Consider the following 18,504-nt stretch of genomic DNA (forward strand, 5'->3'; position numbering starts at 1 on the left):
AGCGACAATAGCGCTGTGGCCCCACCTGACTCCATTCCGAACTCAGAAGTGAAACGCAGTTGCGCCGATGGTAGTGTGGGAGTTCCCATGTGAGAGTAGGACATTGCTAAACTTCTAATTAAAGAAACCCGTAGCTAAGGCTACGGGTTTTTTGCTTTCTGCATGTTTATAATCTAACCCTTAAAGTTTAGGAAAATGCCTTCGGTATTTATCGCCTGCAGGCAGCCTCCTACAAGTTACATCATCGAGTACCTAAATGGACTTACCTCTATTGATCGTCGCTCAATACAAAAACGGCATTAACCACCGAGGCTTATCTATCCTGTAGGAAGCAGCCTGCTGGTGACCCGTATTGAAAATACGGTGTAAGAGGTGTCTAAATAGCCCTTGTACTTTGTTTATAGCCGGCATTAATCTCCGAGCTCATTTATGCTTCAGGTCTATCGACATTAGCACGCAGAGCGTGGAAATAAGGTGAGTAGGTTTACGTTAAATATTTGAACAAGTAGCGTGCCGCGGTGTTTCAGATCGAAGCTATGTCAATCAATAATATAGTAAATTAAGGAAACGGGTACTAATTAAACGTACATCTTACCTTAGTTAATTGTTACTTTATTAAAAGCATCTAATAATATTTGCCCATTAGCACCTTCTTTACTTGCACATTCACTAAGGTGTTGTCTGAACTTTCTCGCTCCAGCTAATCCATTACACAAGCCTAGCATATGACGTAAAACGTGCCATGCTCTACCGCCATCTTTAACTGTTTCATTAATATACGGAACCATTAAGTCAATAACTTCTGCTCGAGTTTGTTTTACAGTGTTTGTATTGTAAATATCATTATCAGCATCGGTTAACATGTATGGGTTGCTGTATATTTCTCTACCTATCATAACTCCATCAACATGCTTAAGGTGAGCTTTTGTTTCAGTAAAGGTTTTTATACCGCCATTAATGGATATATCTAATTGAGAAAAATCCTGTTTAATTTTATAAACGCGTTCATAATCAAGTGGTGGGACATCACGATTTTGTTTTGGGCTCAAGCCTGTTAACCAAGCTTTTCTTGCATGGATGATAAAATGTTTACAATCTGCTTTTGCTACTTCTTCTATAAAAGTATGTAAGAACTCGTATGAATCTTGATCATCAATACCAATGCGTGATTTTACAGTTACAGGAATGCTCGCAGCATTTTGCATTTCGTTAATACAGTCTGCGACTAAACTAGGCTCTGCCATTAAACAAGCTCCAAAACGTCCATTTTGAACTCTATCGGATGGGCAACCTACATTTATGTTTACTTCGTCATAGCCATATTGCTCGGCTATTTTTGCACACTCAGTCATGGCTTTTACATCACTCCCACCAAGTTGTAAAACTAAAGGGTGTTCTTCATCGTTGTAGGAGAGGTAGTCACCTTTTCCATGTAAAATAGCGCCAGTAGTAACCATTTCAGTATACAAAACCGTATGCTTTGACATTAGTCTGTAGAAGTAGCGGCAATGTTTATCTGTCCAATCCAACATCGGAGCAACCGATAACTTGTGAGATATAGTATTATTATATAAATTATTGATTTTATGGTTATTAATAGCTTTTCCCTCTAATTTAAAATGTACATTTTTGCTTGTTTTTATATATTATGATACATTTTAATAATATTTTGACCCCGTAGGTGACCCCACAAAGTGTTACTTATTAACTACTGAATTATATGAGTAATTATAATGGCATCTGTAAGCATAGAAAAGCGAAAATCAAAGGCTGGGCGAATTACCTATCGTGCAAAAGTTAGATTAACGCTAAAAGGTGAAATTAAAGAGGATAAAAACCAAACATTTTCTGATAAAAAGCTCGCTGTGCTTTGGTCTGAAAAAATGCGCTTATTTCTTGATGATAAATATTCAAAGATAAAAGCTGGTGAGTATCGTGAAGAAGATGATCTTCAAGAAACTACGATTGGTGAGCTTATTAAAAAATATTTATCAGACTACACAACCCAAGTTGAAGTAGATAAAGATATAAGAGCTTTACGATTAAAAGAAGAGGAATCAATTAACCTAATAAATGCATCAAATGTAATTGAAGAAGAAAAAAGTAAACAACTCAATTTATTAAAAATAAAATACGAAAAAAAATATAAAAGCATATCTGGTGCTAAAACAATCGGCCGAACTAAAAACTATGTTTTAAAAGCGCTATTAAAATATAAAATAGCATCAATTTTAGCAAGTAATCTCCGAGCCAAAGATCTTGTAGAACACTGTAAATATCGCCTAGAAGAGTCTTCAAATCCAAAACCGCAAACCGTATATCACGATGTAACTTATCTAAGATCTGTAATGAAAGATGCCAAAGCATTATATAACATTAATGCTAATTTAACTTATCACGATGAAGCAATATCCATTTTAAAACGTCATAATTTTATTGGTCGCTCTGGAAATAGAAATGATAAATCTCCGACAGAAGATCAATTATCATTAATGAAAGAAGGTTTAAGAAAAAGACAGAATCACCCAAGTGCATCAACACCATATTTAGATATATTAGATATATCACTTCTCACAGCAATGCGTATAAGTGAAATTACATCTATTAGATGGGAAGATTTTAATTATGAAAAGAAAACATTAAGAATCAGAAATAGAAAATCCCCGTCAAATAAAATGGGTAACGATTCAATTATTCCATTAATCGGTGATGCCCCTGAAATATTAAAAAGACAACCAAGATCAAAAGATGTAATTAAATCTGACCTGATTTTTCCGCACGAATCTAAAACCGTAACCGCTGGTTGGCAGAAAGTAAGAAAGAGTTTAAATATCGTAGACGTACGTTATCACGACATTCGCAGGTATGCGGCAACTAATTTAATATTAGCTGGGTTGCCAATAAACTTGGTGTCGATCATCACAGGCCATAGAAACATTAATATACTGCATAACATCTATCAAAAGTTTAATATGGAGAATTTTGACATTAATGACTTCACACCAATAATGACAAAAAAACAGGGCTAAAAGTGATTAATATTAGTGCGATAAAATGAGAGGTTTTATACTTTTTATGTCAAATATTATTTGCAAACAAAAGTCGAATAAATTATTATGACGACTTTAAGTAGCATACTTAAGTAGAGTTTTGATGAACCAATATACAGATAAATCGTTTCAAGGTTTTTTCACCAATGCCGATGATATAAGGCATACAATGATCAAGCTATTAGGGGACGTGACGGGGCAAGAAATTATTGAACCTTGTTTCGGAGAAGGAGCTTTTATTAAGGATTTGATAGGCCAACCTAAAAATATAGATGCAATTGATATAGATGAAGCTCATTTCACAAACAAATTGAGTGTTGATAATTGTAATTATTATCATTTAGATTATTTAGACTATTTTATTAATCCAGAAAATCGTCAGCTAACGTTACCTGAAACAAAATATGATTCAACTATATGTAACCCCCCATATGGTTTAAAGTTTTCAAAAGAATATAGGAAACTAATAAAAAAAGTATTACCTGATGTTTATGCACGAGAATCATATGGTCTTTTCTTTTATTTAACTTTAAAACAATTAAAAGAAAACGGCAGATATGTTTTTATTATGCCCGATACTTTTTTCACAAGTAGAAATCTTGGATATTTAAGAAAATATATTGTTGATTGCGCTCAACCAACTCACATTCTTCAATTCAAAAGTAAAAGATTCGGCTCCGTCAATTTTGGCTATGGCAACTTGTGTATTATAGCAGGTACTAAAAAGGCAATATCGCCTGATACCAAAACCAATTGGATCGATGCAGTCTCATCAAATAGTAATTTATTAGATCTACTTAAAGAAGATGATACAACAGTAAATGGTCAATATTTCATAGACAATGCTGATGACGCTTGGATTAGCCCCAAAATATCTAATACTGTGACGTTTTCCCGAGAAGTAGTCAATTTGGGGGATATCGCAGAATGTAAAACTGGTATCTATACTGGTGATAATACACAATTTTGTGGCTACAACGAAGAAAATCCTCCAAAGCGAACTAATGGTCACCCTGTTGATTGGAATTTTGTTGTTCATAGCCCTTCAGGTGAAGAAAAAAAATCAGGAATTAAAAAAGAAAAAGCTTATGTTCCATTCATTCGAGGCGGTCATAGGAACGTTTTTGAGAAAACCAATAATTGTATACGTTGGGACATTGATGCTATCAATTTTTATGATACTGATAAGAAAGCAAGACTTCAAAATAAGGATTTTTATTTTAAAACTGGTTTAGCTGTTCCAATGGTAACATCAGGTAAAATTTCAGCTTCTGAAATAAAAAATTCAATATTTGATCAGGGTGTAGTTGGTATATTTGCTTGTGATGATAATTACCATAATTTTTTATTACTATATCTAAACGATAGTTTTGCATATAAATTAAAGGCATTAATAGCTCCAGGAGCTAATAATTCTGCGAACTATCTTAAAAAAATGAAAGTGCCTAAATTAACTAATTTAGAATTAGATGAAGCAACAACACTTGTGAATTTAGCAAAAGATATTGGCTGGGATAAGACTAAGGAAATGAGAGCTAATTATATAGCATCAGTTATTTAAATTAGAAAGAGATAGAGTACGAATAGGTGATCTCTATCTCTTTCCACAAACTTTACCAATCAAGATAGTGTTGAATATTATTTTGAACTAAATACGCCCAAAAACCTTCGGATAAATCATTTCTAAAATCAATTGCTTCTCGCCTGACTTCACATATACCAGCATTAGTTAATTCATCAACTTTACTATATGCGTCATCCCCACAATTAACCTCCCATAAATTACTTCTTCTTATAGTTTCTAAATAGTTATTATTTTCATTCTGTCTTACCAAAAATAATAAGCTAACATTTGGATCCCAATGCTTATAAGCTCTACCAACAGCGATCAAACGTAGAGTATTTCCTTTTTCATTTGATCCAAATCCACTTTTAAAATCAATAATATGGTTTCTACTATTAAGATTAAACATTTCATCTTCAACCATATTAATCTCACCAACAAGCTCGAAAATACTACTTACCTCATTATAAATTTCATTTTGAGTAACCAAACCATTAGTGTAATTCATAATTCTAGCTATGAAATTATCTCGTACATCGCTAAATAATGGCGCTTCAATTCGATACAGGTTAGGTAGCTCGGAATGATCCCAAGCTGCTTTACAAAACCTTTCCCAAAGCTCCCCATTTCGTCGAGAAAAAGCCATATATTCATATGGCCAGACTATATTTCGATATTCAAAGCTCATAACTGTGTAACAGTATTGAAGTAGCATATATAACTTCGGTCGATTTAGTTCTGGATACTTATTGACTAAAACTGGACCTAGTTGGTTTTTAATACTTTCGACAGCTTGATTTATTTTTTTTGATTTGACACCTCGATCAGCGATGCTGTTTTGGATTGTTAATGTGGTATTTCTTAAATTACTATGGAAATAATTAAAAATCTCTACTTTTAGTGCTCTGTAATCCATTAAAATAATTCCTTAATGTTTATTTCTAATGCGAAAGCTATTTTATGGATGTTAAGTAAACTCACATTCCTTTCCCCCCGTTCAACACTTCCAATATATGTCCGATCCAAATTGCACAAATGAGCTAATTCTTCTTGGGTCAATTTTTTTCTATTTCTTTGGGTTCTAACGGCTAATCCAAAGTCAATTTGCTGTTTATTTTTATTCATAATTCATTAGGCCAGATGATGACAATAAGTCGACGGACTATAAGTAGCTATTCTCGAAATTAATAGGTAAAAATGAAGGAGTAAGCTGATCTTGTAACTCATTAATGAACATATGAATAAAACTAGCTATAAATAAGATTATGGAGTCGTATAGAATGAAAAATATAGAATTGTTTTACCAATAAAAAATAATCAACTTCATTTAAAAGCTATTGGAGACTTTATAAAGCCCTGCCTTATTTCATCAGCATTTAATCAACTCTTATTACAAACCTACCTGATTGGTAGATTGTTCTTAAAAAACCTCTAAAAACGTAATTTAAAATAGATTAGGTTTATTTATTATTTTATAACTCATTTCGCAAGCTCAAATCACCAAACCAGAAAAGGTGAGCTTGCGAACTATGCACTGGCCACGAGTGGCCGATAAAAATAAAAATTAATACTAATTTAAAGATCTCGCTACCGCTCAAACACTCGCATAAAAATACTCGTAATGACTCTATTAAAGATATAAGAGAACAGATCTTTTTTTATCCCTAGAAATAAATCTTTTTATTAGACCTATGTAAACCCCACCTTTAAATTAATGTAAAGCACTTTTCTTTTTTCGTTCGGCTGCCCTTATATTTAACGACAAATCTATGCAATACCGTCCCAACAAAAACAACTTAACCATCTGTATTTTAGTTGTTTTATTGCAATTGCATTAATGGTGTATTTTTTAACGTGGTTGTTAATTTATCTTCACAAGTTGACAAGTAAATTATTAATGATAAATAAATATTAGTGAAAAAACATTACCTACTACTCAAAAGGAACAAAGAATGGAAAATATAAACGTTACAAGTAATTACACAACAGAGCGTCCTGATGGTCAAATATGCCCTGTCGAAATTGATACGGACAAAGACACTAACGAGCAACAAGCAAGGCAAAAAAGCGCTCCGTTCTTTGCTTTTAACAAGCAAAACTATAAGGCCAAGGTAATGCTCGCAAGAGAAGAACCACTTGCTAATTCTCTTTTTGAGTTTTTTGTTTCAGAAATGGATAAAACAAACGCTATTTGTATATCTATGAGCACACTCGAAAAACTATTTAAAAAATCAAGACAATCAATTTCTAAACATATAAAAATTTTAGTAAAGAGAAATTTTGTTGAAATATTTAAAATTGGAAATATGAACGCTTATGCAATTAATGCTTTCATTGTGTTTACCCAAGGAGATTCTAACCTTTGGAAAGCAAAATTTACGGCAACAATATATGCCGATTTTGACGAACAAAACGAAATGATAAAAAGAGAGTACACCAGACAAATAACAACTAAAAAAGGAAGAAAATAATGAACGCATATAGACATAACGCAATAATAAATACATTCAACAGCAATCCAACAGAAGAGCAAATAACTCAACTTACAAAAGAAAATAAAAGGTTGAAAGATTTTATAATTAAACTTTATGAGGGAACAGATTATACAGTTAATGATATGGTTTCAATGGATAATAATTGTTATGGAATGGCAATTTGGACTTTAACTAATATATACCCTAATGAGTCGTTTTATCAAAAAATAAAGAAAGAAGATTAATTATGTATGGATATAATGAAAGTGATTACAGCCCTTGTGATATTTGCGGCAGTGAAGAAAGAGAATTAAATAGATATGAAGGAGATGATATTTGTAATAGCTGTCTTTATCAAGAAACTTACTCTGGTGAAGAATAACCAAATAGGTTAATAAAATGATTTATATAATCAAATTAAAAAATAATAAAAAGAGTCTAAAAAAACAGACTCTTTTTTATGTCTGATTTATTAAATATTATTGTCATTCTTTGATTTTTTACTTTTTAAATTAATAGTATTTTCAAGTTCAGCCGCTTTTTTAGGATCAACTTTTCTTAATGCCGCAATTGCATTTTTTACATCAGTATTTGAAATATCAATTTCAATAATTGATAAATTTATTTTATTATCTAAATCAATTAAAAATTCTGTATTGTTTTCAATTCTGTCTAATAATTTTGTAGATATTTCTCTATTATCTTTTTCTAAATCAGTTTTTCTATTTAAATCATTTTTTAGTTTTTTATTATGTTTTGAACTTAGATTTTTATTATTTTCATTATTTAAAATAAGTTGTTCCGCCTTTTGTATTTCAGCTTTTGCTTTTACTAAAAGTGCGTCTTTGTCTTCTGATTTTTCTGGCTCGTTAACTTCTAAAATTAACTCTTCTAATAGATGCTTTTTTTCAACTTCCATTTCTTGTAGTGCTGTTTTTTTCATTTTAAATATCCTTATTTGATTTGGGTCTATTACCGTACTTTCTACGATTTTTTATTTTTTTAATACGCTTTTTTTTCTCTTCAACATCCTGTTCAACTTTTTTAATCTCTGCATTTTTTAAAGGTTTTACTTCTTTCATTAAAATTGGCTGAACATCTGTTTTTTGGGTTAATGCGTCATAAATTGATATAGCCATATCTTTTAATTTTTCCACTTTTGGTAAAATTAAAAGTTTAGAAATTAATTTCGGATTCTTTTCTTTAAAATCCAAAACAAAGCCTTTTATTTTTTCAGCATAAAAAGCCAAATCATCAAAACGGTTTAAATCATTTTGATGATCGATTATTTGATCAAGGAGATTATTTTTTTCTTGTAAATTTTTATAATGATTTTCAACCAACTCATTTGTTTTTAATTCTAACTCTCGAACAAAATCAGCCTTATTTTTATGATCTTTTTTGCTAGTTTTTTTCTTCTCTCCTCGATCAAAACCAAGCTTTTTAAAATGTTTGTGTAGTAAGTCTTGGGAGTTCTCCCAGTCCTTTTTTCTCATATTGCGTAAACAAGATTTATTTTGTTCAAAATCATAATTTAAAAATACAGCGTGTGCGTGTATATTTTTTTTAATATATTCAGTTGTAAAAGCTTCATCATCATTATCAACAGCTACATATTTTTCTTGCTCTTCAATGTCTAATTTTTCATATTTATCAGTATCAATTGTCGTTCCTTCATCAAGATGAAACTCGAAACCAATAGGCTCAAAACCATATAATTCTTTGTACTCATTCATAAAGTTTTTTGTTGCTCGTTCTATCTCGTTTTTTTTACCGTCCTTTAAGCACTTTTCAAACTGCACAGAATCAAAGATTAAGACACTATCAATAAACGTATTACTGTTACTTTGAAGAGCTAATTTATTAGCTTTTTTGGCTTGTTTTAATTTGTTTTTATAATGCGTTTTTAAATCATCATTACCGAAACAAAAACCAAAATTATTTTTAGTTAAACATTCAATTGAATTAACATTTATAGTCATATTTCGCAGAACGTGATCAATTTCTGAAATGTTAGAATCTTTATAATATTTTGTATTTACGGCACAGTATTTTTTACCCATTTTTTAAGCTCCTTTGTATTTAAAAGAACATATAAAAAAAGTTTTTCAAGGACTGATAAAAAGCGCTATGGAATAATGGCTAGAACTGCATAAAAATAAAATTATAAGGCTGTGAAAAATAACTGTGATAATCGCTGTTTTAGCACACTAAAACAGGCTCCGCCTGTGTGTGATGGGGAAACCCCATACCCGTTCGATAAATCTCACCCGTTGCACTCTCGCAAGATCACTTGACAAATCGACTTACAGAATTTGATGTGTTTTTAAATTAGTATTCATTAAGTGTTTTTTTTAGTAATATATTTGTGTTGGATGACCCGTTTACCATACGGAATATTCTCCCCAACTATCGGCTTGGATTGCCGATGGCCCAACTCCACGATTGGGCTCTAACTATGAAAAAGCAAAAAAATGATAACTTTTCACTAACTCATACAATACTTTTAGAACAGTTCGGAAGCGTGATTATTCCCGTTGAAGAGCTTGCCGAATCGTATTTAAATCTTGCACGAAGAACAGCTTTAAATATGGCGAAAAAGCATCAATTGCCTTTTCCTTGTTTTAAGTTAGGAAACTCTAATAAGTCTTCATTTTTTGTGCATTTAAATGATCTAGTAGATTTTATTGACAGAAGAGTTGAAGAGGAAAGAAGGGTATGGACAGCCTTCCAAATTGGTTAATTCTCTTGGATAAAATAAAGGCAGCTCTATTTTTTAGGGTTGCCTTTTTCTTTAATTAAATTCTAAAGTCCCTTTTTGAATAGAATTGACCCCTTATTTGACCCCACAAATACTTTTAATTTCAACGATCTGTAAAAACCAATAATTAACAACTACTTACCTTGGTGCGTACCTAGCTATACATCCAATCCAACATGGGCGCAACGGATAGTTTATGGTCTATTTTATTCATTATTTTCTCTTAAGAAATTTATCTGCAGCTAAATACATATCGAAGCTGTTATTTGCTTGGCATTGTACTACAAGTTGGAAAACATATTAAATGTAAGGATAGCTTCGTTGACTACTTATATTGTAGTTATAAGTTACTACAGAGCTATTGAACTTTAAAATGTTATACTTTCTAATATTCAAATAATAATGACTTAATACCCAATATAGAGGCTAAAGTCTTAATGAAAGTAAATTACTCTCTTGATGACTTACGATGTTTTTGTGCAGTAGCTAGGTTAGCTAGTTTTAAAGAGGCAGCAATAAATTTAAATATGCCACTATCTACGCTCAGTCGTCGTATTAGCAAGCTAGAAGATGATCTTCAATTAAGGTTGCTCAATAGAGACGCACATCGCGTATCTTTAACGAGCACAGGTGAGCAATATTATTTACGTTCGAATACTTTGTTTGACGAACTCGCTGATATTGATAATGATCTACATAAAGATAAGCATGAACCGAAAGGAAAGGTAGTAGTTACGGCACCTATTTATTCCGGTAAACAATTCTTACGTCCAATTTTTTATGATTTTTTACTTAAATACCCTGAAATACAATTAGATTTACGTTTTTCCAATGATCTTATTGATATTGAGGGACAAGCCATAGATGTCGCTTTTAGGATGGGTAACCCTTCTATTGAAGAGTGGGTTGTTAGACCATTAAAGCATGCTCATAATATTTTATGTTGCCATCCCGATTACGTAATTGGTGATATTACACATCCAGAACAACTGACAGAGAACTCAAAAATAACCTGTGCTTCACTTTTACCTTGGCGATTAGTTAATCAACAGACTAAGGAAGAGGTTGATTACCACCCTAAGAAAGTCATACGTTTAGAAGTTGATGAAATTCAGATGGTTACTCATGCAGTAAAAATGGGTTTAGGTGTTAGTTATTTACCTGATTATTTAGTCTTACCTTTAATCGAGTCAGGTGATATAAAGCAAGTATTACCGCAATGGCAGAGTAAAGAGCGTAAATTATCTATGCTGTATCGCGATAGAAATAATATGCCTTTGAGAGTGCGGTTATTTATTGAATATGTATTACAACACTTCCGTGAATAGTCGCTTCATCACAGTAACTAACATAACGCTACTTGTTATCAGGTTCTATATTGCTAGATAGACCATTTAAAAATTAAAAATTAAAAATTAAAAATTAAAAATTAAAAATTAATGGAGGGTGTATTAACAATATACACAATGTAATTTAACTTTGTTAGAATACGCGCAAATTAAAGGAGAGTACTTTTATGCCAAATTATGTTGTCGGTCACAAGATCCCTGATTCAGATTCAATCTGTTCAGCAATCGCTTTATCATATTTAAAAACTACCTTAGGTGAGGAAACACTTCCTGCACGTTTAGGTGAATTAACGCCAGAAACGATGTTTATTTTAGATAAATTTGGTTTTGAGCAACCTGAGCTTAAAACAAGTTATGCAGGTGAAGGCGTATACATTGTTGATCACAGTGATATTGAATTAGCACCTGATGATATCGACGAAGCCACTATTTTAGGTATTATTGATCACCATAAATTAGGTGACTTAACAACTTCAACACCACTAGAAATTTGGGTGCGTCCTGTAGGCTGTACTAATACTATTATTAAAATGATGTATGATTTTTATGATGTTGAAATTCCTAAAAATATCGCGGGTGCTATGATGTGCGCTATTTTAAGTGATACCGTTATTTTTAAGTCTCCTACATGTACTACTGCGGACATTAAGTGTGTTGAAGCACTAGCTGAAATTGCAGGTATTGAAGATTTTAAAGAATTGGGCATGGACATGTTCAGAGTTAAATCTGCAGTTGAAGGTACAGCAATTCGCGATTTGGTAAAACGTGACTTTAAAGACTTCAACATGAACGGTAAAAAAGTAGGTATCGGCCAATTGGAAGTTATCGACTTAGCTGTTTTTGATGATATTAAAGATGAATTACATGCTGATATTGCTGCATTAAAAACAGAAGGCGAGCGTCATAGTGTGTTTTTATTATTAACTGATATCATGAAAGAAGGCTCAGAACTTCTTGTTGCTAGTGATAGTGATACCCTTGCCGAAGAAGCTTTTGGTGTTGCACCAAAAGATGGTAAAGCTTGGTTAGATGGCGTACTTAGCCGTAAGAAGCAAGTTGTACCACCACTACAAGAAGTGCTTTTAAAGTAGTATTGATTAATACGTTAGGCAGTAAATAAATGTATTAAAATATAAAACCAGCAATTGCTGGTTTTTTTATATCATCTATTTTTGCCTAAAGTTTACTGTTAAACACGTTCAAATACGGTAGCAATACCTTGACCTAAACCAATACACATAGTTGCTAAGCCTATAGTCACATCTTGGCTTTCCATTAAGTTAATTAATGTGCCGGAAATGCGTGTACCTGAACAGCCTAATGGATGACCAAGGGCAATAGCGCCGCCATTTAAGTTGATCATATCATCAGCTTTATCTGTTAAGCCTAATGCTGAAATACAAGACAGAGCTTGGGCTGCAAAAGCTTCATTAAATTCCGCTAATTCAATATCATCAATAGTTAAGCCTGCACGTTTAAGGGCTTTTTGTGTAGCCGGAACCGGTCCATAACCCATAGTGGCAGGATCACACCCCGCAACACCCATACTGCGAATTTTAACGCGTGGCGTTAAGCCAAGCTCTTTCGCTTTATCTAATGACATGATTAGCATTGCTGATGCACCATCGGACAATGCTGATGAGGAGCCTGCAGTTACTGTACCGTTAGCAGGATCAAATACCGGGCGAAGACTTGCTAAAGCTTCTGCTGTTGTATCAGGGCGAATAACTTCATCATGTTCAACCAATGTTAGCACGCCATTCTCATCGTGTCCTTCTGTTGCCACAATCTCATTATTCCAACGACCTTCAACTTGAGCTTTATAAGCGAGTTGATGTGAACGTGCTGCAAAGACGTCTTGAGCCTCACGGCTAATGCCGTGTTGCTTTCCCAGTAATTCAGCGGTTAAACCCATGCTGCCAGAAGCGCGTGCAATATGCTTACTTAATGCCGGTGTAAAATCTACATCATACATCATAGGCACATGTCCCATGTGCTCAACACCACCCACTAAAAATACATCGCCTTGATCTGCAATAATACTCGTTGCTGCATCATGCATTGCTTGCATGGACGAGCCACATAAACGATTAACCGTTACGCCACCAATTGATTTAGGTAGGCCAGCTAAGAGGGAAGCATTACGCGCTATGTTAAAACCTTGCTCTTTAGTTTGCTTAACACAACCCCAAATAACATCTTCAATATCATTAGGATCAAGTTTTGGATTACGCTTTAATATTTGTTCCATTAAATGCGCGGACAAAGTTTCGGCTCGAACATTACGAAATACACCTGCTTTAGAACGTCCCATAGGAGTACGTATGCAGTCAATAATAACAACTTCTTTCATCATATTTCCCCTCTATTTAGTTAGCTAAAGCTTCAGTTTTAATTTTAGTTTTAACGTCGGTAGTAAAGTAAGACTTACCAGACTTTGCCATATTACGTAAACCATCAGTTACCTGGTAAATTTCCCCTAAATGACTATATTTATCAGCCAAAGCAATAAAATTATCTAAGCCTAAGGTTTCTAAGTAACGTACCGCTCCGCCTCTAAATGGGGGGAAACCAATACCATAGATTAAGCCCATATCAGCTTCGGCGGCAGTATCAACAACGCCTTCTTCTAAACAGCGAATAACTTCATTGATCATAGGCACCATTAAACGGGCAATAATTTCGTCATTACTAAATTCACGTTTTTCTGCACAACCCTTTGTAAGCAATTCATAAGTTTTTGCTGAGGCGATTTTTGCAGAGCGACCACGTTTGTCTTTACTGTGATCATAAAAGCCTTTCGCATTTTTTTGACCAAAACGTTCGTTACTATATAAAATACTAACAGGATCGTTGGCTATTTTCCCCATACGAGTTGGGAAACCATCTGACATAACGCCAGTACAATGATCTGCGGTATCGATACCTACGACATCAAGTAAATAGGCTGGTCCCATTGGCCAGCCAAATTCTTTCTCCATAACTTTATCGATAACAGCGAAATCAGCGCCTGCAATAACTAGTTGGCTAAAGCCTGCAAAGTAAGGGAATAAAACACGGTTAACATAAAAACCAGGGCAGTCATTAACGACAATCGGCGATTTTCCCATTTTAGCTGCGTAAGCGACAACAGCAGCAACGGTTTCATCTGAAGTTTCTTTACTACGAATTACTTCAACTAATGGCATTTTGTGTACAGGGTTAAAAAAATGCATGCCACAAAATTTATCAGGACGTTTGACACTTTTAGCTAATAAGTCGATTGATATAGTTGAGGTGTTAGACGTTAAAATTGTCTCTGCGCTAACATGTGATTCAACTTCCGCTAATACTAAGCCTTTTATTTTTGGGTTTTCTACAACAGCTTCAACAACAATATCGACATCTTTTACGCTATCATAACTTAAACTTGGGCTGATATTATTTAATACTTTTGCCATTTTACTAGGGTTAGAATAACCACGTTCAACTTGTTTAGTTAAAATATCGGCTGCGGTTTGCAAGCCAAGTGCTAGGGCATCATTGTTAATATCTTTCATAACAATAGGTGTGCCTTTATAAGCTGATTGGTAAGCAATACCACCACCCATAATACCTGCACCTAGTACAGCGGCTTTATTGATTTCTTTAGATACTTGCTTAACCGCTTTTTTGGCTTTGGCTTTGATCACTTGATCAGCCATAAATAAACCAATTTGTGCCGTAGCTGCATCAGTTTTTGCAAGCTTAGCAAAGCCTAAATTTTCAGCGGCCATCGCTCCAGCTCTATCTAATGTCGATGCTGCTTCAATGGTTTTGACCATAACCATGGGAGCAGGATAGTGCTTACCTGCTTTTGCGGCAATCATGCCTTTGCAGGTGTTAAAGCACATAATCGATTCAGTTTTACTTAAGCTTAATGGATCTAGTTTAACTTGACGTTTTGCACGCCAATCTAATTTACCTTCAATGGCTTGCTTAAGTATTTTAATCGCGCCTTCACGTAAATGCTCAGGTTCAACTACGGCATCAAGTAAGCCAACTGACTGTGCTTGTTCAGCTTTATGCGCTTTACCTGTACTTATCCACTCAACCGCGTTATCAGCACCAATAACTCGAGGTAAGCGGACTGTACCGCCAAACCCAGGCATAATACCGAGTTTAACTTCTGGTAAGCCAATACTCACTGTTGTATCAGCGATACGATAATCACAAGAAAGGATTAATTCGCAACCGCCACCTAACGCTACGCCATTAATTGCTGCAATGGTCGGAATATTGAGGTCTTCAAAGGAATCAAATACATCAGTTGCGCTTTTAATCCAAGCAACTAACTCATCTGTAGGCTTTTTAAATATATCCAAAAATTCGTTGATATCAGCGCCAACAAGAAAAGCTGGCTTAGCTGATATAAGCATAACTGCTTTGGCACTAGAGCAATTATTGATGGTAGCGATAACGTCAATAAATTCTTTGAAAGTCGCTTGATCGAATTTATTAACGGAGCCTTTGGCATCGAATATAAGCTCTACAATACCGTCTTCTAGTAATTGGGCAGAAAGGCTGTTGCCTTGATAGATCATACCTAGTCTCCTTAGCGGATGGTGATACTAGTATCAATAACTATGTGATCATTTCTACTGCTTATAAAATAGATAACTTAATTAATGAAACGAGTATTATTTGTTTATTTATGATTAATATTGATTCTGGCATATTTAATAAAAGCTGAATTCAAAAATAATTATAGCTGCTTTTACTTTATTATTTGATTTAAGCTAATAATAGCTTACTTGTTATTTTTTATAGTTAAAAAAGGTATAAAAAAACACCCGACCAAAAATATGGAGGAGTGTTTATTATTTATGACTTTTTAGGGCAAGCAAGCACTACTCGTACTTATATAAAGATACATCTACAACTAACTTTGTTGATTTAAAAAACTGATAAAGTCTTCCGCAGGCATTGGTTTGGCGTAGTAAAAACCTTGAACTTCATCACAGCCTAACTCAACTAAACGGTCTTGTTGTTCTATTTCTTCAATACCTTCCGCGATAACTTTAAGGTTCATTTTTTTACCTAGGTTAATAATGGTTTCTGCAATGATTGATTGACCTTCCTTATTTATATCGGTAACAAATGCTCGATCAACCTTGAGCCTATCAAGTGGTAATTTTTGCAGGTAACTTAATGAAGAAAAACCCGTACCAAAATCATCTAACGCGATACTAATTCCTTGAGTTTTTAATTTAGTTAACGCATCAATGATAATTTGAGGTTCATCCATTAAGATACTTTCAGTTATTTCTAATTCCAATTTATCTGGCTTGATATGGTGTTTTTTAATACATTCGATGATATTAGTGACAAAATTTTCTTGTCTAAATTGTGGTATCGATACATTGACTGAAATACTCAATTCAGAAAAACCTTTTTCTAATATTTGTAGTTGTTTACATGCTTGATTAATGACCCAGTCGCCAATTTCAATAATTAAGCCTGAATATTCAGCTAACGGAATAAATACTGCAGGAGATACAAATTTTCCATCCGCAGTTCTCCAACGTAATAAGGCCTCTGCACCAATCACTTTTCCTGAACTTAGTGATAATTGTGGCTGATACCAAAGCTCAAGACAGTTATCTGAAAAATCATTGCGTAGTTGGCGGATCATATTAAGTCGCCATTGCATTTGATCTTCAATATCTGAATGGTAATAAGCAAAGTGTTCTAATCGGTTTTTCTTAGCTATGTTTAACGCTATATTGATTTGGTTTAAAACTTGAACGCCGCTACTTTGGGCATGCTCTTTGGTGCATAAACCAAAACAAGCATTGATGGGGAGGTGTTGTTCCCCAGCGGCGAATGGTTGATGGAATAAAGCCATTAAATTATCGGGTGTTATACAATCTTCAGGGCCTATAATACCAAACACATCTGCACCTACGCGTGCAAATTGACAATTGTTATTTATTCTTTGTAAACGTTGGCCAACAGCAGTAAGTAATTGATTGCCAATATCTTGCCCTAATGCATCATTAATATCACTAAAATGGTTTATGTCGATTAATGCGGCTACTTGATTTTGTTTATCACTTTGAGCAAAGCAATTAAGTAAACGAACAAACTCTAGACGATTAGGTAAATTTGTTAACCAATCTTTATATGCGGCATTAGTGAGTTTTTGAAATAAATGTACGTTTTCATAACCTACTGCAACCCCTGTTAAAAATACATTAAGTAACTGAGTTTGTATTTCAGTAAGTGGAGAAGGTAACAAAATATGGATAACTGCTCTATGGTCACCTTTGGCTACATATAAGTTGATGCTTTCATCTGTAAAAGAGTGCTTTTGTTGGAAAAAACAGGCTTTTACTTGTTTGTTCGCCTCTTCATTATATAACTTATTTAGCTTTTGATTAATGATACTATCTTCAAACCCAACTTGAGCTAAAATATAAAAGCTTAAATCATCAATATTATCAATTATCCCTTGCCCACGAGCACAAAAAACCGCTGATATATCATTGCTTATTAGCGCTTTTAATTGTAATAAAACACCGTTGCTATAATTGGATAATGAGTGTTTGGAGGATAATTCGGTGGCGCCAGAAACGATGGTTTCTAAACCTAATCGGCTTTCGTTAACGGTTGCTATTTGTTGAAAAGATCGGATAGCGGCAAATACTGTGGTGACTAATTTTCGACGAGTTAATTCAGTTTTTGTTTTGTAATCATTAATATCGTATTCTTTGATAACACTTTCTTCTGGTGCATAACCAGGTTGACCTGTGCGTAATACTATACGAATGTCTTTGCGCTCTAGTGTTTCTCTTATATGTTTAACAACATTTAATCCCGCGTCATCAGTTTCCATGACAACATCAAGTAACACCAATACGATATCATCATTGTCTTCAATTATTTGACAAGCATCTTTACCTGAGTATGCATGTAAATACTCAAGGCGACGGCCTAATACGATTAGATCAGATAACGCTAATTGCGTGACAGAATGAATTTCAGGATCATCGTCAACAATTAAAACTTGCCAAGTTTTATCACTGCCAAACGCTAATACCTCATCTTCATCACTATCATCGATAAATAAAAAGTCATCGTTAGAGTTTTCTGATGCTTGCATACTATCCTCATAACTAAGAAACTTATTCTTAAAATATACTTAGCTAAAAATGAAATTTACTATATTTAATTTAACTATAACCTAATTCGACTTTTTTACACTATTGAAGTGGATATTAAAAGCGGATTTATAATTATTTTATTTGAATATATTTGTTACGTTATAATAAATTGAATTATTCCT

The 18,504-nt window shown here is 33.7% G+C and carries 16 protein-coding genes and 1 rRNA gene; 9 read left to right on the forward strand and 8 right to left on the reverse strand.

The genetic code is table 11. The features are described 5' to 3' along the window. Positions 1 to 112 (forward strand): 5S ribosomal RNA (gene rrf / locus KO502_RS12125); the annotation flags it as partial. A 484-nt stretch (positions 113 to 596) separates the two neighbouring features. On the opposite strand, the gene dusA is transcribed toward rrf, so the two are convergent. Continuing rightward, positions 597 to 1,583 (reverse strand): tRNA dihydrouridine(20/20a) synthase DusA, encoded by a 987-nt coding sequence (dusA, locus tag KO502_RS12130; protein ID WP_354668328.1) that lies wholly within the window; start codon positions 1,581 to 1,583, stop codon positions 597 to 599. 150 nt (positions 1,584 to 1,733) lie between these two features. On the opposite strand from dusA, the gene KO502_RS12135 reads away from it, so the two are divergent. Both KO502_RS12135 and KO502_RS12140 read left to right on the forward strand, forming a co-directional pair. After that, positions 1,734 to 3,029, forward strand: coding sequence for a site-specific integrase (locus tag KO502_RS12135; RefSeq protein ID WP_216022828.1), 1,296 nt, complete (start codon positions 1,734 to 1,736; stop codon positions 3,027 to 3,029). Between the two features lie 124 nt (positions 3,030 to 3,153). Further along, complete coding sequence (locus KO502_RS12140) at positions 3,154 to 4,611, forward strand: N-6 DNA methylase (protein ID WP_216022829.1); 1,458 nt, start codon at positions 3,154 to 3,156, stop codon at positions 4,609 to 4,611. Between the two features lie 52 nt (positions 4,612 to 4,663). Here the strand turns inward: KO502_RS12140 and KO502_RS12145 are convergent, their stop codons facing one another. Both KO502_RS12145 and KO502_RS17340 read right to left on the reverse strand, forming a co-directional pair. Next, entirely contained in the window at positions 4,664 to 5,530 is an 867-nt protein-coding gene (locus KO502_RS12145) for a hypothetical protein (protein ID WP_216022830.1), read from the reverse strand. Then, positions 5,530 to 5,739, reverse strand: a complete 210-nt coding sequence (locus KO502_RS17340) for a helix-turn-helix transcriptional regulator (protein WP_216022831.1) — start codon at positions 5,737 to 5,739, stop codon at positions 5,530 to 5,532. The genes KO502_RS12145 and KO502_RS17340 overlap by 1 nt, the downstream gene beginning before the upstream one ends. Positions 5,740 to 6,566: 827 nt before the next feature. On the opposite strand from KO502_RS17340, the gene KO502_RS12155 reads away from it, so the two are divergent. From KO502_RS12155 to KO502_RS17260, 3 genes are read left to right on the forward strand one after another with little or no spacing between them, the layout of a single operon-like run. Continuing rightward, complete coding sequence (locus KO502_RS12155; protein WP_216022832.1) at positions 6,567 to 7,085, forward strand: hypothetical protein; 519 nt, start codon at positions 6,567 to 6,569, stop codon at positions 7,083 to 7,085. Further along, the gene (locus KO502_RS12160) at positions 7,085 to 7,333 is read left to right on the forward strand and encodes a hypothetical protein (protein WP_216022833.1); all 249 of its coding nucleotides are present in this window, start codon (positions 7,085 to 7,087) and stop codon (positions 7,331 to 7,333) included. The genes KO502_RS12155 and KO502_RS12160 overlap by 1 nt, the downstream gene beginning before the upstream one ends. 2 nt (positions 7,334 to 7,335) lie before the next feature. Beyond that, positions 7,336 to 7,470 carry a hypothetical protein gene (locus KO502_RS17260; RefSeq protein WP_289846785.1) on the forward strand — a complete coding sequence of 45 codons (135 nt, stop codon included), beginning with the start codon at positions 7,336 to 7,338 and terminating at the stop codon, positions 7,468 to 7,470. A 90-nt stretch (positions 7,471 to 7,560) separates the two neighbouring features. On the opposite strand, the gene KO502_RS12165 is transcribed toward KO502_RS17260, so the two are convergent. Then, a complete protein-coding gene (locus KO502_RS12165; RefSeq protein ID WP_216022834.1) occupies positions 7,561 to 8,031 on the reverse strand; it encodes a hypothetical protein in 471 nt (156 codons plus the stop codon). A gap of 1 nt (position 8,032) precedes the next feature. Further along, complete coding sequence (locus KO502_RS12170; protein WP_216022835.1) at positions 8,033 to 9,151, reverse strand: hypothetical protein; 1,119 nt, start codon at positions 9,149 to 9,151, stop codon at positions 8,033 to 8,035. 395 nt (positions 9,152 to 9,546) lie between these two features. On the opposite strand from KO502_RS12170, the gene KO502_RS12175 reads away from it, so the two are divergent. The 3 genes from KO502_RS12175 (at position 9,547) to KO502_RS12185 (ending at position 12,289) form a co-directional block, all read left to right on the forward strand. After that, complete coding sequence (locus KO502_RS12175; RefSeq protein ID WP_216022836.1) at positions 9,547 to 9,831, forward strand: pyocin activator PrtN family protein; 285 nt, start codon at positions 9,547 to 9,549, stop codon at positions 9,829 to 9,831. Positions 9,832 to 10,286: 455 nt separating this feature from the next. Continuing rightward, complete coding sequence (locus tag KO502_RS12180) at positions 10,287 to 11,177, forward strand: LysR family transcriptional regulator (RefSeq protein ID WP_216022837.1); 891 nt, start codon at positions 10,287 to 10,289, stop codon at positions 11,175 to 11,177. 188 nt (positions 11,178 to 11,365) lie between these two features. Then, positions 11,366 to 12,289, forward strand: coding sequence for a manganese-dependent inorganic pyrophosphatase (locus KO502_RS12185; protein WP_216022838.1), 924 nt, complete (start codon positions 11,366 to 11,368; stop codon positions 12,287 to 12,289). A 98-nt stretch (positions 12,290 to 12,387) separates the two neighbouring features. Here KO502_RS12185 and fadA read toward each other — a convergent pair whose 3' ends face one another. From fadA to KO502_RS12200, 3 genes are all read right to left on the reverse strand, one after another. After that, positions 12,388 to 13,551: an acetyl-CoA C-acyltransferase FadA gene (gene fadA, locus KO502_RS12190; protein ID WP_216022863.1), complete on the reverse strand. Its 1,164-nt coding sequence runs from the start codon at positions 13,549 to 13,551 to the stop codon at positions 12,388 to 12,390. 16 nt (positions 13,552 to 13,567) lie between these two features. Further along, positions 13,568 to 15,760, reverse strand: a complete 2,193-nt coding sequence (gene fadB / locus KO502_RS12195; RefSeq protein WP_216022839.1) for a fatty acid oxidation complex subunit alpha FadB — start codon at positions 15,758 to 15,760, stop codon at positions 13,568 to 13,570. A 338-nt stretch (positions 15,761 to 16,098) separates the two neighbouring features. Beyond that, the gene (locus tag KO502_RS12200; protein ID WP_216022840.1) at positions 16,099 to 18,321 is read right to left on the reverse strand and encodes an EAL domain-containing protein; all 2,223 of its coding nucleotides are present in this window, start codon (positions 18,319 to 18,321) and stop codon (positions 16,099 to 16,101) included. Between the last annotated feature and the right edge of the window lie 183 nt (positions 18,322 to 18,504).

It is taken from the genome of Colwellia sp. E2M01, from assembly GCF_018860585.1.
Classification (GTDB): domain Bacteria; phylum Pseudomonadota; class Gammaproteobacteria; order Enterobacterales; family Alteromonadaceae; genus Colwellia.

What these genes read in the sequence shown, in the direction of transcription:
- KO502_RS12170 (WP_216022835.1), bottom strand. Translation starts at nt 9,151, where the DNA reads ATGGGTAAAAAATACTGTGCCGTAAATACAAAATATTATAAAGATTCT.
- KO502_RS12185 (WP_216022838.1), top strand. Translation starts at nt 11,366, where the DNA reads ATGCCAAATTATGTTGTCGGTCACAAGATCCCTGATTCAGATTCAATC.
- KO502_RS12165 (WP_216022834.1), bottom strand. Translation starts at nt 8,031, where the DNA reads ATGAAAAAAACAGCACTACAAGAAATGGAAGTTGAAAAAAAGCATCTA.
- KO502_RS12180 (WP_216022837.1), top strand. Translation starts at nt 10,287, where the DNA reads ATGAAAGTAAATTACTCTCTTGATGACTTACGATGTTTTTGTGCAGTA.
- KO502_RS12140 (WP_216022829.1), top strand. Translation starts at nt 3,154, where the DNA reads ATGAACCAATATACAGATAAATCGTTTCAAGGTTTTTTCACCAATGCC.
- KO502_RS17340 (WP_216022831.1), bottom strand. Translation starts at nt 5,739, where the DNA reads ATGAATAAAAATAAACAGCAAATTGACTTTGGATTAGCCGTTAGAACC.
- fadA (WP_216022863.1), bottom strand. Translation starts at nt 13,551, where the DNA reads ATGAAAGAAGTTGTTATTATTGACTGCATACGTACTCCTATGGGACGT.
- fadB (WP_216022839.1), bottom strand. Translation starts at nt 15,760, where the DNA reads ATGATCTATCAAGGCAACAGCCTTTCTGCCCAATTACTAGAAGACGGT.
- KO502_RS12145 (WP_216022830.1), bottom strand. Translation starts at nt 5,530, where the DNA reads ATGGATTACAGAGCACTAAAAGTAGAGATTTTTAATTATTTCCATAGT.
- KO502_RS12200 (WP_216022840.1), bottom strand. Translation starts at nt 18,321, where the DNA reads ATGCAAGCATCAGAAAACTCTAACGATGACTTTTTATTTATCGATGAT.
- KO502_RS12160 (WP_216022833.1), top strand. Translation starts at nt 7,085, where the DNA reads ATGAACGCATATAGACATAACGCAATAATAAATACATTCAACAGCAAT.
- KO502_RS17260 (WP_289846785.1), top strand. Translation starts at nt 7,336, where the DNA reads ATGTATGGATATAATGAAAGTGATTACAGCCCTTGTGATATTTGCGGC.
- KO502_RS12135 (WP_216022828.1), top strand. Translation starts at nt 1,734, where the DNA reads ATGGCATCTGTAAGCATAGAAAAGCGAAAATCAAAGGCTGGGCGAATT.
- KO502_RS12155 (WP_216022832.1), top strand. Translation starts at nt 6,567, where the DNA reads ATGGAAAATATAAACGTTACAAGTAATTACACAACAGAGCGTCCTGAT.
- KO502_RS12175 (WP_216022836.1), top strand. Translation starts at nt 9,547, where the DNA reads ATGAAAAAGCAAAAAAATGATAACTTTTCACTAACTCATACAATACTT.